Source organism: Clostridium sp. LBM24168 (assembly GCF_052953915.1).
Window position 1 is genome coordinate 160772 of the sequence record NZ_CP196861.1, and the last position, 19644, is coordinate 180415.

At 35.9% G+C, this 19644-nt stretch carries 18 protein-coding genes; 13 read left to right on the forward strand and 5 right to left on the reverse strand.

From position 1 onward, the window contains the following. Positions 1–227: 227 nt before the first annotated feature. Together ACSVC9_RS00790 and ACSVC9_RS00795 are read right to left on the reverse strand one after the other, a co-directional pair. Complete coding sequence (locus tag ACSVC9_RS00790) at positions 228–740, reverse strand: tyrosine-type recombinase/integrase (protein WP_446898495.1); 513 nt, start codon at positions 738–740, stop codon at positions 228–230. A gap of 47 nt (positions 741–787) precedes the next feature. Then, positions 788–1078 carry a site-specific integrase gene (locus ACSVC9_RS00795; protein ID WP_446898496.1) on the reverse strand — a complete coding sequence of 97 codons (291 nt, stop codon included), beginning with the start codon at positions 1076–1078 and terminating at the stop codon, positions 788–790. 228 nt (positions 1079–1306) lie between these two features. Here ACSVC9_RS00795 and ACSVC9_RS00800 point away from each other — a divergent pair, with 228 nt between their 5' ends. From ACSVC9_RS00800 to ACSVC9_RS00845, 10 genes are all read left to right on the forward strand, one after another. Next, a complete protein-coding gene (locus ACSVC9_RS00800; RefSeq protein WP_446898497.1) occupies positions 1307–2086 on the forward strand; it encodes an Ig-like domain-containing protein in 780 nt (259 codons plus the stop codon). A gap of 314 nt (positions 2087–2400) precedes the next feature. Next, the gene (locus ACSVC9_RS00805; RefSeq protein WP_446898498.1) at positions 2401–4707 is read left to right on the forward strand and encodes an Ig-like domain-containing protein; all 2307 of its coding nucleotides are present in this window, start codon (positions 2401–2403) and stop codon (positions 4705–4707) included. 31 nt (positions 4708–4738) lie between these two features. Next, the gene (locus ACSVC9_RS00810) at positions 4739–5170 is read left to right on the forward strand and encodes a hypothetical protein (RefSeq protein WP_446898499.1); all 432 of its coding nucleotides are present in this window, start codon (positions 4739–4741) and stop codon (positions 5168–5170) included. 210 nt (positions 5171–5380) lie between these two features. Further along, positions 5381–6196: an SLAP domain-containing protein gene (locus ACSVC9_RS00815; RefSeq protein WP_446898500.1), complete on the forward strand. Its 816-nt coding sequence runs from the start codon at positions 5381–5383 to the stop codon at positions 6194–6196. Between the two features lie 209 nt (positions 6197–6405). Further along, positions 6406–7011: a sigma-70 family RNA polymerase sigma factor gene (locus ACSVC9_RS00820; protein ID WP_446898501.1), complete on the forward strand. Its 606-nt coding sequence runs from the start codon at positions 6406–6408 to the stop codon at positions 7009–7011. A 13-nt stretch (positions 7012–7024) separates the two neighbouring features. Then, positions 7025–7597, forward strand: coding sequence for a sigma-70 family RNA polymerase sigma factor (locus ACSVC9_RS00825; protein WP_446898502.1), 573 nt, complete (start codon positions 7025–7027; stop codon positions 7595–7597). Between the two features lie 53 nt (positions 7598–7650). Beyond that, the gene (locus ACSVC9_RS00830; protein WP_446898503.1) at positions 7651–10962 is read left to right on the forward strand and encodes a cell wall-binding repeat-containing protein; all 3312 of its coding nucleotides are present in this window, start codon (positions 7651–7653) and stop codon (positions 10960–10962) included. A 145-nt stretch (positions 10963–11107) separates the two neighbouring features. Next, positions 11108–12241 (forward strand): TolC family protein, encoded by a 1134-nt coding sequence (locus ACSVC9_RS00835; protein WP_446898504.1) that lies wholly within the window; start codon positions 11108–11110, stop codon positions 12239–12241. A 19-nt stretch (positions 12242–12260) separates the two neighbouring features. Beyond that, positions 12261–13421: a TolC family protein gene (locus ACSVC9_RS00840; protein WP_446898505.1), complete on the forward strand. Its 1161-nt coding sequence runs from the start codon at positions 12261–12263 to the stop codon at positions 13419–13421. A gap of 109 nt (positions 13422–13530) precedes the next feature. Next, positions 13531–13929, forward strand: a complete 399-nt coding sequence (locus tag ACSVC9_RS00845) for a hypothetical protein (RefSeq protein WP_446898506.1) — start codon at positions 13531–13533, stop codon at positions 13927–13929. 5 nt (positions 13930–13934) lie between these two features. On the opposite strand, the gene ACSVC9_RS00850 is transcribed toward ACSVC9_RS00845, so the two are convergent. Continuing rightward, positions 13935–15644 carry a WG repeat-containing protein gene (locus tag ACSVC9_RS00850; RefSeq protein WP_446898507.1) on the reverse strand — a complete coding sequence of 570 codons (1710 nt, stop codon included), beginning with the start codon at positions 15642–15644 and terminating at the stop codon, positions 13935–13937. Positions 15645–15831: 187 nt separating this feature from the next. On the opposite strand from ACSVC9_RS00850, the gene ACSVC9_RS00855 reads away from it, so the two are divergent. After that, entirely contained in the window at positions 15832–16683 is an 852-nt protein-coding gene (locus ACSVC9_RS00855; RefSeq protein WP_446898508.1) for an SLAP domain-containing protein, read from the forward strand. 34 nt (positions 16684–16717) lie between these two features. Here ACSVC9_RS00855 and ACSVC9_RS00860 read toward each other — a convergent pair whose 3' ends face one another. Beyond that, the gene (locus tag ACSVC9_RS00860) at positions 16718–17317 is read right to left on the reverse strand and encodes a hypothetical protein (protein ID WP_446898509.1); all 600 of its coding nucleotides are present in this window, start codon (positions 17315–17317) and stop codon (positions 16718–16720) included. A gap of 226 nt (positions 17318–17543) precedes the next feature. On the opposite strand from ACSVC9_RS00860, the gene ACSVC9_RS00865 reads away from it, so the two are divergent. Continuing rightward, positions 17544–18458, forward strand: a complete 915-nt coding sequence (locus ACSVC9_RS00865) for a branched-chain amino acid transaminase (RefSeq protein ID WP_446898510.1) — start codon at positions 17544–17546, stop codon at positions 18456–18458. Positions 18459–18617: 159 nt separating this feature from the next. Continuing rightward, entirely contained in the window at positions 18618–19181 is a 564-nt protein-coding gene (locus ACSVC9_RS00870) for a DUF2140 family protein (protein ID WP_446898511.1), read from the forward strand. A 35-nt stretch (positions 19182–19216) separates the two neighbouring features. On the opposite strand, the gene ACSVC9_RS00875 is transcribed toward ACSVC9_RS00870, so the two are convergent. Further along, positions 19217–19591, reverse strand: coding sequence for a carbonic anhydrase (locus ACSVC9_RS00875; RefSeq protein ID WP_446898512.1), 375 nt, complete (start codon positions 19589–19591; stop codon positions 19217–19219). Positions 19592–19644 lie beyond the last annotated feature (53 nt).

The following is a 19644-nucleotide window of genomic DNA, read 5'->3' on the forward strand; positions in this document are numbered from 1 at the left end:
ACCTTCTTGTCCATTTAGGTTAATTGAAAGTTTTGCTGTTTTAGCTGTAGCATCTACAACTACGGCTGTTGGCTTAACTGCTGCTGCTCCATTTATTGCTATAGCATAATTATTTACATCTGCTGCTGCAGTTGCATCAAATCCATCTGCTAAAACTACAGTGACATCTGTATTAGTAACAGCACTTACTGAACTTTAGGGGACTGCCTTTCCCTAGATTTTTATTATCATAACAAGTTAATTGATTTTCTTAAATTTTGCGGAATCGAGTGCAGATAAATGGAGGTTACTTTTATGTTTGAGTGTCCCAGAAGTTCACGTATATCTTGAATATTGGCACCTTTTATTAAAAGATTTGTGGCAAAACTATGTCTTAGGGAATGACAGCTTATTTTTTTGCTTATTTCTGCCTTTTTTATAGCATCTTTCAGGCATCTGTTTATATACTGTTGTGAAACCTTTCCAGTCCTTTTGGTGGCAAAAAAATAATCGCCGTCAGCTTTTCTAGTATTTAAGTATTCAACTAATGTACCGTAAATTTTTTCGCTAATAGGTATGTCTCTATACTTTTTGCCCTTACCCAAAACATGAATTATCTTATAATTTAGGTCAACGTCTTCTATTTTTAGATTTGTTAATTCACCTATTCTGAGTCCGGAATGAAAAATAACATCGAATATGCAGTTCATTAATCTGCTGTCTGTATGCTCCAATACCTTTTTAAATTCATCTTCTGTCAAGAACTGTCTTGGTTTTTTAATTACTTTTACCGAATCTACATAATAGGTTACGTTGATATCATATAGTTTTTTTTACAAAGAAATTTATAAAAGCTTCTTAAAATATTAAGAGCTCTTGAAATGCTGGATGTTGCCAGATTTTTATCTTTTTTGTATTTTAGATATTCTTCAATATCCAAGTCTGTAACGTCATCTAATTCTGGAGAATGGTTATGTTTTCCCTTCCAGAATGTTACAAAGTACCTTAATTCTTTTTCATAACCTATAATTGTTTCCTGGGATTTGTTATATATATCCAGGCTTTCTAAAAATTTTTCTGCTGCTTCTGAAAAAAGCATAAACAACACCTCTTTTTTTCTTAGTGATCGTCGGACAGACAAAAATCTTAAGAAAGGAGGCTGGTCCCCTTTCTTAAGTTACGTACATGTAATTGTCAATATTTGTACTAATATAGTAGAATTGTAAAATAATTTGTGATATAATGTTAACAGAAAATTAATATTTCGTAAAGTGTTATTGATGTTTCTACGTTAACAGATGAAAATATAAATGCAGGAGGGTAAAAATTGAAAAATAAGTTTATAATAGGAATTATTTTTAGTATTTTATTATTGTTGTCACCTGGTGTAAAAGCAGCGAATTTTACCGACAACCAAACAGTAGATGCCAATAAAATGTGGACAATTCGATTTACGGATGAAGTCAAATTTGATGATTTGACCAAACAGGGTATTACTGTTACGGATAATAATGGTAATAAGGCAAATATAGGAATACAATTGGGACAAGATAATAGTACAGTTACAGTAACGGCACCACAGGGAGGATATACAGCAGGGGAAAGTTATATACTAAATGTTAAAAACGATGTGCATTCCAGTAAAGGAAAGGCATTAAAAAATGAATATAAATTGCATTTTAATATTGAAAATGATAATAATGTAGTAACTTTTAAAGATAGTTTTTTAGAATATACTATAAGAAATCAAATAAATAAACCTACAGGTACCCTTTATAAAAGCGATGTTGAAAAAATAACCAAATTAAGTATTCCTAATATTGATTATGCACCTAATCAGGTATTTAACATTTCAGGGATGGAAAATTTAATTAATTTGGAATACCTTGATTTGGATAATAATAACATTAGTGATATGACTCCTCTTAAAAATTTAACTAAACTGGAATATCTAAGCTTGAATAATACACGTATGAATGGAATTAATCAAACTAAAGATTTAAATATTTTTAAGAATCTTACTAAATTAAAACATTTAGGTTTAGAGTACAATGGAATAAGTGATTTAACCCCTTTAAAATACCTACCTAAGTTAGAGTATCTTTGATTAATGACGATCCAGGGCATTAAAGATAAAGATGTGGAAGTGCTGAAAGATTTAACTAATCTGAAAACCGTTTATTTATGCGAGGTTAACATAAGTGATGATGAAAAGCAATCATTGCAAGACTCATTACCGGATTGTGCTTTTATTTTTTAATTCTTCATTAATTAAAAAATAATTCAAGAGAAAAGGAGAGAGTTTTGGAGAAATCCAAGACTCTTTTATTGTAATATAGTAGAATTGCAAGATAATTTATGGTAAAATCAATTCATATAATGTTAATAAAAAGTTAATAATTGTATAATTGGGGGTGGAAAATGAAAAACAGAAAGATTTTTATTTTTTTTATTGCATTGATACTTTTATTTGTTCCATCCGTAGTTTTTGCGGATGGCAGTGTAATGGAGAAAACAATAGATACTTCGGTTTCCATAAATAAAGTATGGAATATAAAGCTGACTGATGAGGCATTGGAATCCACAGTAAATTCAGACACCGTCTATGTTCTTAAAGATTCTACACAGGAAAAGGTTCCGGCTTTTGTATATTTGAGTTATGATAAAAAAATTGTAACTGTAACACCCAGCCAGCCTTATGAAAAATCTCAAAAATATACGCTTTTTATAACTCAAAATGTAAAGAATAAAGACAATAAACCGCTGAAGCATATGTGGAAGACAAAATTTACGACAGAGAGTTCGTCACAGCCGGTTGAATTCTTGTCAGCACTTTCGGCCAGTAGAAATGATTTATATGTTAATGATGAAGATCCCTATGTTACCTTTAAAATTTCAATAAAAAATAGCGGCGATTTAACAGCAGATGATGTTAAATTATATGAAACTGATTCGGATGGCAATTCTTTGAATGAAGTCGCTTCCTTGAAAGATGACGGTGCTGTGGATAATGGGGATGATATTGCTAATGACGCTGTATTTAGTGCCAGGATTCAGATCAATACTGATTCAGAAAAGTTTTTTAATTATAAAGTTGTGACAGCTTCGGATTCAGGGCAAAAAAGCAGTAATGTTATAAATATAGGCGTAATAGATCACATTACTGACAGCCAGGCTCAGAATAATATTGATTTAGGCAGCAGCTCAAGCAGTAAATTTGAAAGCTTAAAAAATACGGAAAGTGCTGAAGAGGCTGCCAATGGGACAGTTTCCTGGCTAAAACAACAAGCCGGTGTAAAAGATGCAGGCATATCTGATGGTGGAATCTGGTATGTTTCCGATAACAATATACTCAGCGGAATATCTATAAACGATGATGCTTCAAAGGATGCAATATCCAGAAATAGTGACCCTGTGCGTTCTCAGGAAGCTGTTTTAAATAATCCGGATAATTACAGCTTAAAAATCAGCTCTGTAGATAGCGCTAGTAATTCAAAACAGATATTACTTCTTTCACCAAGCTTTGATCTTTTTTCTGAAAGGAATCCGAAAACTATTTTCGAGGATGAATTGAGTGAAATGCCTTCGGCACAGAAGTATGCATTTGTAAAAAAATATAATTCGGAAGCTGATGTTAATGCATTTAAAGATTTGGGCAATTATAGTGCTATAATTGTACATACCCACGGAGGTACCACATTTGCAGGGAATATATTTCAAAAGTTCTACCAGAAGGTGGTAGATTCACCTCTTGTAACTAATATGACCGGGGAAATAGTCACTGCAGATACTTTAAAAGAACATGAAAAAGATCTGAAAACCGGGCGGCTGGCAATAGTATCAGTACCGGGAAGCAATTACAGATATTATGCGGTCACGCCGTTTTTCATAGATAGTTATAACAGTAATATAAATAGTACGGTAGTATACGGCGGGTTCTGTGACAGTGCATATGACAATACTATGAAAGATGTATATCTGGACAAAGGAGCCGTTGCTTATTTGGGCTTTTCCAATACTGTTAATTCCCAGTACAATAATAACGTTGGAAAGACATTGTTCAACTATTTGATAGATGACAACCTAAGCATAAAAGATGCTTATGAAAAGACAATTGAAGAGTGTGGAAGCAATGACGGTGATTTAGCATCTTTCAAGTTGTACACAAAAAATGACAATGCTAAATTGGGTTCAAGTGATTTTACCAATGGAAGTTTTGAAACTGGCAATATTAACGGATGGATTGCCGCTGGAGACGTTAGAATTATCAATAAGCTGTCGGAGCTAAATCCTGTTGAGGGAAAATATATGGCTCTTATAAGTACGGGATTGGGCTCAGTATCGGATTCCAACAGCTATTTGCAGCAGTCATTCTACGTACCGGATGATGCTTTAAATTTATCTTTTGATTACAATGTAGTTTCCGAGGAGCCTATGGAATATGTAGATTCTCCTTATGATGACAAATTTTCAGCATCTATTATAGATACTAATAATATAGCTACTGATATTGCCAGTGAATCTATAAATGTCTCACAGTGGTTTCCAGTTTATGGAGTTGATTTTGATGGTGGTGACCACACGGCATTTCAAACTAAGTGGAAGCACGTGGACTATGATATTTCCAGGTATAGAGGACAGACTATAACACTTAAATTACATGTTTCGGATGCTGGAGACAGTTATTTTGATACAGCAAGCTTGATAGACAATATTCAGGTAATGTAACGATAATTTATTGATTCTGTGGGGTGACCAAATGAGATTCATGTTGAAGTTGGCTGTGATATGTGTCATAATAGGAGTTCTCGTAGTTTTATATACAAAAGTAAATACTAATAATAAAAATATTCCCGAAGACGCCATTGGAATTTATAATAAAGGGAATCTGGATATTATAGGACCACAGGAGCAAAATTACAAGGAGAAGCTGCTTTTCATGGAGAATAGAGTTAAAAATTCTCGTGATTATTATGACTTACTTTTTGATGACAATAAGATGAAAGAAATCCAGAGGAAAAAATTTAAGTTCATAATAACATATTCCGATTGCAAGGATATATTTATACCGAAGTTGAATTTAAATGTAAAATGCAAGACAATAATCATTCCTGATGATGCTTATTTTCCTGAAGACTCCACAGTAATTATTGATTATTCAAATAAAGTTATAATATTAAAAGGGGACTGACCCCCTTACAAAAAATGTAAGGGGAGTCAGTCCCCAAGCTACATATAACTTCTTAGTGTATCAAGTTTTCTAGCGAAACTATTTAAGTCAGTACTTCTATAGATATGTACATCCGTTATATGCTATACTATATTTAATGAGTATTTTCGTATAAAATTGAAAATCAACAGCAATTGCTTACTGTGAATTGAATAATGGAGGTATACAATATTGAAAGACAAAAACAGTGTAAAGACGAAGCTGTCACTGCTTGAAAAACAGGACATTATAGCATCTGATGTCCAGAAAGAGATTTTAAACGAGGAGATAGCTGATCTTCCCCCCATAAAGGAAGATGATATAAACATATCCACCATTTATGCTTTTGAGGATAGTGAAAGTATAGAGGTAAAAGTTTATTTCAGGAATGGCCTTCACAGGAAGGTGAATTTTGAGTATGTGCCTTTGACACTTCTGAATTCAAAGGGAGAGATAGTCGGAAATAAGGTATTTGATCTCACTGAAATGGGGGATCTGGAATATGGAGCTGCAAGGCCCTGGAAGCTTTTTTTTGAAAAGTCCGTGGTTGATATGGATAAGTTTTCTGCCGAGGGCTGTCATGTGATTTTTAATGGGAGTATGAAGGCTGTAAAGTATGCTCCTGTTGCACTTGATGAATCTTCATTGGAGGATGAAAAATATGTACCTATGTTCAGGGAGTTTATGGACAGTCTTCCAAAGGTACATCGTGACAGTGTCAGCATATCAAAATTCAAGGTTGCAATTCAAAAGCAGGGGAAAATTATAGTGACACTTTTGATACGAAACGGCTGCAGTAAATCCGTCAAGATAGACAAGCTTCCTATTACTGTAAAGGATGAAAAGGGTACGGTGATTGCTTCTGCAGTTTTTAGTACAAATGGACTTAAAATAGAATCAATGAAGGCAAGGGTATGTAATTTTGCCTTTGATATCAATATGGACGTAGAAAGTTCCATAGTAATGGATAACTGGAATGTGGTTTTTGAAGATATGAATGAACAGTAAAAAAACAGTCTTTTTGACTGTTTTTTTTATGCATTTTTTTAGTTTTATGAAAAAAATTACAGAAAATCCGTTATTTGTTTAAAAAAGTTGGTGTCTTATAATATAGATGCAGTTTAAATATGTATATAACTCGAACTTTGGATTTAATAACTTTATGCTCACCACATTTTGAATGAACACAAACTTATTAATGAGAGGGGAGAATTTAAATGGAAAATCGTAATGCTGATCTGAAGGAATTTGTAGAGGGTATTTTGAGTGGGAAAGATGAACATATCTGCAGGCTTCAAGTCTATTTTATAGGTGCCATGAGAAGTATGTACAATGATTATATTGGGGTTGAATTCGGAAATTCGGATGAGGATGATATCATAAGTATTTCACTGAAGAATCTTGTGGGTTCCATGGCTGCCTTCAGGGGAAACAGCTGGCAAGAGTTCAGGGGCTATGGTTATAGGGTTGTGAAGAACACGGTATTGAATTACAGCAGGTATTTGAGGAGGAGAAAGGGGAATTTAGTGCCCTCCGATAGTGAATTGGCGGCAGGTTGTTTTTACCGTCAGTACAATAGATGCGAATCCCTTGAGGACAGGGTAATAAACAGGATGATGTATGACTATATTATTGAAAATGCAAACCTTTCAAGTGGGGAGAGGGAATATAATATCATAATTGAAGGATATGGCAGTGTGGAAGAATACCTCAGGGAAAACGAGGGTAATGCAAATGCACTCAACCAGGCAGGCTACAGGCTGAGAAACAAATTGAAGAAAAAGCTGCTGGAATTTGGACTCAAATCCTTGAAACAAGTCTGAAGGGTGCATTGTTATGAATGATAAAAGTAAAATAGAGAAACTTGTAATAAGTGCAAAGAATGGTGATAAAAGGGCACTGGAAGAGCTTTGTACAAGTTTTAAAGGATTTATAATAAACAAGTCCAGTGCAATATATATAAGGGGATACGAAATGGAAGACCTTGTTCAGGAGGGATATAAATCTGTAGTTACGGCTGTAAACAAGTATGATCTGGAGAGGAACTCCTTCACTGCCTATGTTACCAATGCCATAACAAAGAATTTTTACAATCTCATGAGAAGGAATTTAAGCAAGCCCTGCAGCTGCAGTTTGAACAGTTTGAATGAGGAAGGCTGTGAACTTGTGGATACCCTGGTTTCCAGTGAAAATATTGAAGAGGATTTTATAGAACTGGAAAATAAACTAGAGCTTGTAAACGATATAGACAAGCTATCTTCCAATGAAAAGGATATTATTTATTGGTACTATATGGATAAAAAGTCATTGGGGGAATATGCAGAGTCCAGGGGCATAAACTACAGGACAGCCGTATACAGGAAGAAAACTGCTGTCGATAAGTTAAAAAAGATTTTCCTAAAAAATTAGTATCTATGGTACAATATTCATATATTACAAAAAACACTGGAGGTAGGGATTTTATGAATAAAAGGGCAATTAAAACCATAGGGAGTACTACTATTCTTTCGCTTGTATTATCTGCGGCAGTTCCTGCTGCAGCTGCAGAGGCTGCAGGCAATGTTACAAGTGTTGAGGGTGCAGACAGCTATGAAACTGCAGCTCTTGCGGCAACTTCCAACTGGACAACCAGTGATAATGTACTGCTTGTTTCAGGTGAAGGCTATGCAGATGCATTGAGCTCCGTTGCACTTTCAAAGCAGCTTGCTGCACCAATACTCTTTACGGCTAGTTCATATTTAAACAGCAGTACGAAAGCTGCACTGGATAAATTGAAACCTAAGAATGTATATATTATAGGCGGAACAGGGGTAATATCCCAGGGAATAAGGGATCAGCTGAAAGATGAAAATTACAACCTTATTGAGCTTTATGGCAAAAACAGGTATGAAACCAATGCAGCTGTAGCAAATCAGCTTGTAAAGCTTGGTGTAGACCCTTCAAATGTCATAATGGCAGGTGGAAATAATTTTTCAGACTCTCTTTCTGCAGCTCCGGCGGCAGCTGCAAAGGGTGAAATACTTCTCCTCGGGGGGAATGACAGGATAGGCATGGTTTCTATCATGGATTTTGTAAAGCAGCATAATTCCAAGGTCACAGTAGTGGGAACGAACAATACTATAAATGATGATACCTACAAGTCTCTGGGTGCCGTTGGCAGGATAAATGGAGGTGCCGACAGGTTTGCAACCAACCTCAATGTATTGAAGGCTTTCGGAAGCAGTCTGAGCTCCGACAAAATATATGTGGCCAATGCCTCTGGAAACAGATATGCTGATTCGCTTATAGCTGCATCTCTTGCAGGGATAAATTCTTCACCTCTTGTCATTGTAAATGGTGAAGGTGATGCACAGACTCAAAATGCACTTGACTACATAAGATCAAAGGCAGCTGCATCTACAGGAGTAAATATAATTTCGGAAAAAGGTGTGATTTCAGCTTCAACGGTTTCAGATATAAAAAATGCTGTAAATGGTGTTGTGGACGACAGCGCCACTGTAAATTCTGTAACAGCTGTTGGGCTGAACCAGATAAAGGTTGTATTCAATACTGCTGTAGATGAGAGCTCTGCAGAGAGAATTGCAAATTATGAAATGGACGGGAATTCACTCGGATCGGAAGCACAGACCCAATCCTCCGCATATCTGCAGGATGATGGCAGGACTGTTGTAATTACCTTCAAGAATCCCTTCAAACAGGGTAAAAAGGTCAATTTTACTGTAAAGAACAACGTGCTTACTGATGATTCATCCTCCGATATCACAAAATATGAAAAGGAAGTTACCTTCCAGGAAAATGGATCTCCGTCAATTGAATCGGTTACTCCAGTTGGCGGCAACAAAATCAGGGTTGAATTTTCAGAGGCTGTGAGAATGGATGAAAATGACCTGGCCTCCATGAAGATAAACAAGAGAAGCGTTAAAAACTATGGACTGGATACTTCCGATACGGAATTCAAGAATCAATCCGGAGACTGGGCAGACGGAGTTGACCTCTATTTTAACTCAGTACTCCCTATAGGCAACAATACTTTTACTATCTCAGATGGCACGTCGGGAAGCAAATTTGACAATGCAGCCAATATTCCGATTCAAAGCCAGTCAAAGGATTTTACAGTCGAATCTGTATCCGGAAAACCACAGGTAGAAAGTGTTACAAGTGACAATGCAGGTACCATATATGTAAAATACAACAGGGCAATGGATCAGGAAACGGCACTTGAACCTTCAAACTATAAGATAAATGGGGATACTGTGGATGTAGACGAATCCTATGTAACCTTTGAACCGGGTTCAGGGGACAGCATAGTCAGAATAAAAAATATAGGAGATATGCTTGAGCAGGGAACAAATACAATCCTTGTAGAAAATGAAGTGGAAGATACCTTCTATAATACAATCAACCAGACAAGCACTACCCTCTATTATGGAAGCAGCAGTGAAAAACCTGAAGTTGCATCTGCAAATATTCTGAATGAAGAAACCATAAGGGTTAAATTCAACAAGGATGTTGTGAGAAGTTATGCCACAAATACCGGAAACTATAAACTTATGGATTCTGATGGAAATGACATAAGCTACAAATTAAACAATGTCAATACCGTAACCGTAGATGGAAACAACAACAGAACCTTTGATCTCAAATTTGATGATGATACATTAAGCGGATCAAAGTATACTTTGACTGTAAAAAACATAATAGACACCGAGGCAAAACCGAATGTTCTGAATACTTATACGACCACTTTATCGGGTATGGACAACAAGGGTGTCAGAGTTACTGAAATAGTTAAAAGATTTGATAATGATAAGGCTGTTACAATATTTTTCAGCCATACCATGGATGACGATTCCATATCAAACAAGTCGAACTATGTGTTCAGGGATGGAACAGGAGAGGTTAAAAATCTTCCTGGCGGGGCAACTGTAACATCTTCTTATGATGCCAAAAGTGTTACTATTGAATTCCCTTCAAGTTATACCATAGGAGAAGGTACTTCAGCCAGAAGTGTAATTCAAGTTGGAACCCAAAATGTTGTTGATAAATATGGAAATTCCATTGATTTAGGATCATATATAGGGGACATAAGCACAACCAGCAGTAATGGACCTAAAATTATATCTGGCACTGCAGAGATGACATTCAGCGGAGATGATATAAGGGTTAAGGTTTCCCTTTCAGGAGCACTTGATTCACTTGATTTAAATGATTTCAAGGTGGATGGATACAAGCCTGACAGCGCATACAACGCAGGAAATGATGTTATACTGATATACAAAGCTGGAGTTAAAGATGGTGAAAAAGTAAAGGGAATAAAGGATTGCGGGCAAAGTACTACTTTAAGTGTAGTAAATAATAATTCAGTGGATTCTGCAGGAAGGAACATAAGAACAGGCTCTACCAAAGTTTATATACCTCCTGTAACAAGATCCAGTCAATTTACAGCTACTAGCGCATCAAATACGGATACTGTAAATGTGGCTTTTAATCAGGATATAGATACTGCCATACAAAGTCAATATTCAGATGATTTCATATTTACAGATGTGACTACAGGGAAGACACTTGCTCCAAATGCTATAAGTGTTGATGGAAAAACTGTAATCTACAGATTTAAAGCCTATTCTTTTGATAAAGGTGATGTTATCAAGATAACTGCAAACAACAGTACTTCCGGTATAAGTATAAGAAGTGAAAAGCATGACGATGCTGCCTATACCATTTATTCACCTTCAAGTGATGATTTGAGTGGTTATATTATTACTGCAAAATAAACAGGAATTGAATGAAAAGGGAATTGTTTTTGAAAACGGCAATTCCCTTCTGTTTAATATATGGCAATATTTCTATATTTATGATAAAATTATTTTGTTAATGTTAGTATAAAAACATTTTTAGCATGTATGAAGGGAGGTAAACATGAACAAGTTAAAAACAGCAGTATTATGCATACTGGTTATTGTGTTTTCAGGCACTCCGGCTTTTGCAAGTGGAAATACTCTGGATATAGATTCATCTATAGAGGCAGCCATAGAAAATTCCTATAAAGTAAAGAGCATAGATATATCCATAAAACAGGCACAGAATTCGTATGATGCCGACGTTAAAAATGCCAGCAATTATGCAGATCAGCTTGATCAGGGGGCACCGGATATGGATGCCTATACAAGGCTTTCACTTATGCAGGGTATAGCTAATCCCCGTAAAGAAGACAAGTTTTCCGAGTATAAATATACTCAGATGAAATCTGTTGCTGAAAATGAAATAAAGCTGTCTGCCTATACTCAGTATACTACTCTTATGAATGACAGGGATTCACTTGATCTTGAAAAGCAGAAAATGGATAATGAAGAGGACAAGTATACGAGTGCTAGGACCAAACTGAGTCTTGGATTGATATCCCCTTCAGATGAAAAAAAGGCGGAGGCAGATTACAATGCGCAAAAAGCCCAGAGGGATAAGGCACAGAGAAAATATGACATGGATATTATAAATGTCAACAAGACGGTTGGAGCCGACATTTATAAAAAATATGACCTGCTTTTAAGGGACAAGTTTACTGAAACACCTTATATAAGAAGCTACGATGAATATTTGAATGATGCACTTGAGAAGAGAGCGGAGATACTTGTAGGCCAGGAGAATATAAATTTGCAAAAATTTGAATATAATGTGACAAACGGTGTGTTTCCGGATAAACAATCCATACCCAACAGATTGGCGCAGACCAAGCTGGATAATGCTTATGACAGTCTTGAAATTCAGAAATTGGATATAATACCTGAGATCAATGGACTTTACAATGACCTTCAGATTAAAAACAGGATGCTCAAATCAAAGAAGGATGCACTTAACCTTTCTCAAACCCGTTACAATACCGAGCGTTTAAAATACAGTTTAGGTGTGATTAGCAAAATAGATTTTGATGCTGCGGCGCTGGATTTGAAAAATGCCCAGAATACGGTGAAAGCTGCACAGAGGGATATATGGATGGCACAGCTCAAGTTGAGCCAGGCCTGCAGTATAGGAAATGATACTTCCAAAATAAATTAGGATTCATGGAGGGTAAAACATGAAAAAGAGGTTGAATATAATTATTGGATTGGCACTGGCTTTAAGTATGAATGTTACTTGTTTTGCTGCCGAAAGTGCAAATTCGGTCCAGGTTTCAGGCAGTTCTTCCGTTTCTTCCATAACCGGGAAACAAACTCTGAGATTAAATGATGTTCTGGGCTATATAGATAAAAACAATATCAAGATTAAATCTGCGGATCAGAAGATACTGCTCTATCAAAGGCAATACGACAGGGACAGTATGAATGCGGCCCTCATAAAGGACAGTGATACAAGTGAGGTTAACTATCCCAAAGGTCAGTATGTAAATATAAAGCTGCAGACGGATGTAATTCCAAAGAGTGATGAACAGAGTATAAAGGATGCCAAATATGACAGGAATGACTTGCTTCAGACCACCAAGTTTCAGGTGGAACAGAAATACATGAATGCACTTAATTGCCAGGATCAGATAAATACAATCAATGCACAGATAGAAAATGTAGACAAGCAAATTGAACAGATAAAAATAAAAATAGAGCAGGGTGTTGCCACAAATGATGCACTTCAGTCATTGAATGTTCAAAAGAGCCAGCTTCAGGCGTCTTTGAATACTCCGGAGGCACAGTACCAGGAGGATCTACTTGGTATAAAGCAGGCAATAGATATGGATCTTGACAGTGATCTGGTTTTGGTACCAACAAACAAGGAATATGCCAGATTTGATGACAGCAGTATTCAGGGAAAAATAGACAGCTCTGTAAGCAACAGTTATGTCATGGGAAAAATGAAAAATAATCTTGCAATACTCCAGATCAAGGAGGACATATATAAGAAATATTCCTACAATGATGCTACAGGAGAAGTGAGCACGGGATTGAGTATCCAGGATCTTGAAAATTCTATTTCTGATACTGTATTGAACAGTAAAATAGGACTGTGGAACAGCTACTATAATTTGAAAAATCTTGAGGATAATATATCTGTGGAAAATGCAAAAGTTGCAAGTGCACAGGAAAATTACAACACGGTACTTGCAAAATTCAAACAGGGTACGGCAGTCCAGCTTGATGTAGAATCCGCTAAACTGTCACTGGACAGTGAAAAGATTAATTTAAAAAATGCACAGGATAATTACATGGTGGCAGCAGAGCAGTTTGAATATGATTTGACCAAGTAGTCAAATATTTGAAAAGTTTATTAACAACGCTGCAAAACCCTGTGATGCAGTTCTATATGTGATAGAATAAATTGTAGTTATCTACTTGTTACAGGGGAGAGTGTTAATAATGAAACATAGTTTTGGAAAATTAGGAGCAATAGTTGTAATTTTGACTTTAACCATCTCTTTGGCAGCATGCTCTTTTGGAAAAGAGTCATCCCAAAATGGGGACAACTCTAAGAAAACAGCCCAGTCCGCCAAAAAGAATAGTGAACCTAATGTAACTGTCAATAAGGATAAAACCGAACAGCTAAAAAAGGAAAAGATAATATCCAATGGAAAAGTATATATACAGAAGAACAAGGCCATAGCAACCATGGTTGTAAAAAATGGTGTCAGTGACAGTGCTGTAAAAGAGCTTGCAAATAAATATGCCAATGAGTTGAAAAGTCAGTATAAAAATATGCCTGTTACGGTTATGGCGGTAAGAAACAATAAGAATGTAGTCAATGTAACTATAAAATAACAAGGTCAATTACCGGATACTGTGAAATTCATCCTTGTAATTGAAGGCTCTGCCTTTTCACCGGATTTGTTTTTTATATCATTCAATACAGTTATAGTGTATTGAATGTTTTTTTCGTATCCATTATAAGGTGGATTTATCAATATGGTTCCGGGGCTCGTGAACTGGAATGAAACACTGGCATATTTTCCGCGGCTGTCCGTAACTTTGATGTTGTTTGTCATTGTCATGGCAATACTGCGAGTTATTGTATCATCGTCTTTTTTTATTGTTTTATCATCTAGGGAATTATTGAAATATATTTTCCAGGTTTTGTAGGGATCCTCCGTAACCTTGTCTTCAATAAATTTTATATCCTTATTCTTGATAATAATACAATTTCCATTCTTTAGTGCAGTTGCCGTACCATTGTCGAAATTATAAGTATTGGTAAAGTCGTAGGCTATAAAAATTGAACCAGATCTGTTTATATAGCCCCATTTCCCACTGCTGTCCCCGGGGGAGACGTCTTTCTCCACGGCAGCATATCCATCCTTGAAGTCATAGGCATTGTTAAAGGTAGGTTCTATCACAACATCTCCATTTTCATTTATAAATCCATATTTGTCGTTTAATTTCACTCTTGCAAGTCCTTCACGGAAAGCATATATCCTGTCAAACCTGGATTCTATCGTATCTTTACCTGCAGTATCTACAAATCCGTAGTTACCATTTATTGACACAATTGCCTTGCCTTCACTGAAGTTGTCTATCCAGTCATATTTGGGTTGTACAATCACTTTGCCCGAAGGGTTGACTATGCCGTAATTTCCATTTTTATTTATGAGACACATTCCATCATCTGTGGATATTATACTGTCAAAATCAGGGCTGAGTATTAACTTGCCGGATCTGTCTATGATTCCCCATTTTTCTGAAGCTTTTATCTTTATCAAGTCTTTGCTCAAAATGGATATATCCTGGTACTGAGGGTTTAGAATTGTATTCCCGTTTATATCTGCAAGTCCCCATTTGGAATCTTTTTTTACAGCCATGATTCCATTGTCCGGTTGTTTTATTTCATCAAAGCTGAAGTCAGAAAAATCACCTTTTTCATCCATGAGTTTCCAGACGGAGTTTATTTTAACGGCAGCATGACCATCTTGAAAATCACTGGCATCTGCCAGGCTGCATTTTAAAAGTACGTTGCCGTTTTTGTCCAGAAAACCGTATCTGTTGTTTTCCCTTACTCTCATGTAACCATTCTTAAAACCGTATACAGCATCAAAACTGGCAGCTATGATGGTTTCACCTTGCCTGTCTATAATGCCCCACCTGGAGTCTAATTTTACTGCAGCCAGGCCTTCTTCAGGAAAGTATGATATATCCTCAAATTTAGGTTGTATAATTATATTCCCGGTTTTATCTATAATACCGTATTTGGATCCTTTGCCGATTTTTGCATATCCATTTTCAAAGCTTGAGATGGAAGTGAATTCAGGTCTCGCTATTATTTTACCCTGTGAATTTATCAAACCATATAAGCTGTTTTTCTGTATTTGGGCAATTCCATTCTGGAGAGGATATACATTGTCAACCTGTATATTGGTGTCCGTAGTTGAATAGATGTTGTTTCCCCTGGCTTCTGCCTGGCTGTATATGGGAGATATCCCAAAGATTATAAATACGAAAATACAGAAGAGCAACGCGGCATATTTTTTTATAGGCTTTTCCATGTTTCACCACCCCTTGTTTTTTAAACCATTATATCATTTATCAGCAATAATTTCTATGATACAAAATATGATTATTTTGGCATTTCAACAATCCTGTAGAATAAAGCAGTTTATTATAGTATAATGAAATAAGTGATAAATTTGAATTTTATTGAAATGTGAAATTGATAAACGGAGGACAATATATATGGTTAATAAAATGGATAATAATTCACAGAATAAAGATGAAGAAAGATATGTTCCCACAAGGTTGTCACTTCTTGATAAAGATGATGTTGTGATTTCAGATGTACATAAGGAAATTTTAGAGGATGAAATAAAACAGCTTCCTCCAATAAGACAGAATGAACTCAATGTATCCGGTGTATATATATATGACCAGGGAGACAAATATGAAATGAAGGTATATGTAAGAAACGGACTTTCCGAGAATTTGAATCTTGAAGATATACCTTTTGTAATAAGAAATTCCAAGGGGGATATTCTGGCATCCCAGATTTTTGATCTGAGAAGGCTCGGACAATTACCACCCCATTCTGTAAGACCGATAAAGATATATTTTGCCAAAGAAAATGTAAAATTCGACAGTATACCGGAGGACTGGGAACTGGCCCTAAACGGAACGTTTAAAATAAGTAGAAAGGTACACCCGAGATATGAAGGTCTGCCTGAAAAAATGAGTGATAAGGACAGGCAGGTTCTTGAGCAGTTTCTTGAAGGTTTGCCTGAACTGGAAGAGGGCGAGTTCAGCATATCCACTTTCAGTATAGGAATTGATGCAGAAGGAAGTATACTTGTCACCTGCGTTATGAGAAATGCATCACTAAAACCTATTTCCCTGAGTAAAATCCCTATAACTTTATTGAATGAAGATAATGTTATAGTTTATTCAGATGAGTTTCAACTTGATAATTTTGAAGTCAGCCCTTACAGGGCAAGGCTTTGCAACTTTGCATTCCCGACAAATGTGAAGCCGGACAAGCCACAGGAACTGAAAGGCTGGTCCATAGCTTATAAATTATACAAGCGAAAGAAGTGACACAAGCCGGGGATAAATACCCGGCTGTAATTTTTTAGTGCTTGAAATCAACAAGGCTTTTTACTATGGCTTTTTTCTGTACTTGAGTTATTGTGTTGTTTTTTACGAGAGCATCCAGCTTATTGTTTAAGAATGTGGCAAGTTGTTTCCTGTGTTCCTTTCTGCAGGAGGCAGATATATTCTCAATGGCGGATTTTTGTGCTTTCGTTATGATTTTTTTGCCTACAAGTTCATCCAGGCCATTATTGAAGGAAGCCTTAAAATTTTTACCTTGTTTTTTTGAAGAATCTAACAACTGCTCAATGGCGGTTTTTTGCTTTTCAGTTATGGTTTTATTCTGAACAAGTGAGTCTAATTTGTTTCTGAAGCATTCGGGGTTCTTTTTCATTGATTTGCGGAAATCACCGGAGTTTATAGAATTCAGTACTGCATCTTTCTGCTTCTCGTTTATGGTACCTGCTTCAACAAGCTTTTCAAGACGGAGCTTCCAGTGAGATTTATGGTTGCCCTTTAGTGAAGTCTGGCTGATTGTGGATATGTTCCTGTATGACATGGCATGAACTTCTGCAGCATTTACATTCAATGAAGCCAGAATGGTCAAAACGCATAATGTTTTAATACTTTTCTTTAGCATTTTTATTTTCCTCCTAAATTTGATTTACTTATAGTTTGCCAATTTAGAAGATAATTATTTATAGGGGTGAAGGGGACTCATTTCCATTTTTTGACGCCTGGACCTTATTGAAATTATTATCTTGCATGTTGTATACTATAAATTGAAAGATTCTAAAAATTATTGACTTAGTTTTTTTATAGCAGTATATTTATAAATATCATAATATTATTAAGGGGGCTTTTTAATGTCGAAATCGTACGTATTTTACCAGGGAGAAATTGTAGATGAAAGTGAAGTAAAAATTGGTGTAAGAAGCAAGGCTTTCAACTACGGACTTGGATGTTTTGAGGGGATAAGGGCTTATTGGGACGAGGATCAGAAACAGCTTTTTGGATTCAGGTTGAAAGACCATTATACCAGAATGCTTCAATCCGCCAAGACGCTTAATCTTAATATTCCGTATACAGTAGATGATCTTATAAAATGGACAGTTGAACTTTTAAAGAAAAATGAATTCAAACGTACTACATACATAAGACCTATAATTTATAACGATTCCCAGGATATAGGGCCAAGCCTTACAGATCCTGATGTAAAAGTTGTTATATACTGTCAGCCTTTGGACAAATATGCAGGAAAACCAGAGTTGAGTGTTGGTATAACATCATGGGGAAGAATTGAGGACAATATGATACCTCCAAGGGTAAAAGCTACAGCTTCCTACTTGAATTCGGCTCTGGCATCTCTTGAAGCACACAGGGCAGGGTTTGATGAAGCTATATTCCTTACAAGATCAGGACATGTTTGCGAAGGACCTGGAGAAAATCTGTTCATATTCAAGAAGGGAAAGCTTATAACTCCTTCAGCTTCTGATAATATACTTGAAGGAATAACAAGGGATCTTGTTATAAGGCTGGCAAAGGAAGACCTTGGACTTGAAGTTGTTGAAAGAAGTGTTACGAGAACAGAGCTCTATGCATCAGATGAAATATTCTTCAGTGGAACTGCCATGGAGGTTACTCCAATAGTTGAAGTTGACCACAGGATTGTTGGAGATGGAAAAGAAGGAGAAATTTGTAGAAAGCTTAAGGAGCTGTTCTTTACATTGACTGTAGGTAAAAATCCTAAATATGAGGATTACTGTACTCCTATTTATTAAAATATATTTAATAAAGGGTTTGAGTATATTTTGTAGGGCCGGATTGTTTATCCACGGCTCTACTTTTTTACCTTCAAAATTTATAGGAAAGTTTTTATTGTAACTGCATATTATAAATAAGTACAAGAAAATTGTAATTTGTCTCCAGGAGGTGAATTTATGACGAGAAAATTCAAAATATCCTTGCTTGTTATTGTACCTTTGATAATTATTCTATCCATACTTATAAGCCTGATTACGTGGAATTCTTCAAACATACCCGATTTTTCACAGCCTTCGGAACAACTTGCAGCTAAAATAATCAATATGCCGGCAAACAATGGATCCATAACCTTGAGTAATGAGGAGCTAAATGAACTTATAGGGCTGTATCCCATAGACGAAAATAAGTTCGGGGATTTGAAGGTAAAGGCAATATATACTGAAATATTTAAGGACAGATTTATTATATATCTGCCTTCAAATTACAAGGGAATAAATGTTCTATTGTCCATTTCAGGGAAACCATATCTGGAAAATGGAAGGATAGTATATGAAATAAATGATTTCAAGGTGGGGAAGCTGAAGCTCCCGAAGAGTATCGTCACCAATATTGTAAAAAAATACGATGTAAAGAGAGTGTCTCTCAAGGATAATAAAATAATTATAGACACAAGTCTGTTTTCACTCAAAATGAGGGAGCTTAAACTGTCAGAGGGCAGTGTAACCATAGTATTTTATTAGTAGAATTGGAATCTGTCTGCAAAACAAGATGGATTCTAAATTCTTTCCACCTCAAAATTCTCGTTAATCCACAAGCCTATTACCTGAATATCCTTATACAGATTCTCAAGCGTTTCCACTGAAGCCTTGATGTGCTTTATATGTCCATTTTTATCCGTATTGTTTCCAGCACAGTCATAGTGGCCCGCCACAAATATTATGTTTGATCCATGTGAATTTAAAGATATGTCCATTTTTTTACCCAGTGAATTCATAAATGCCCTGTCCTTTAGATAAATAACCCTGTCTATACCCGGTTCCGATATTATGTCTACATATTCAACATTGAAATTGTTCCTTATCCAGTTTATTGCAGGGAGCTGGGCCCTTCCATCCATACAGTTCAATAGTGTAGCAAAATTTCCATTCATATTCATACTTCCTTTATCGAAAAAATATTATTAATGAATATGATTATAGCATA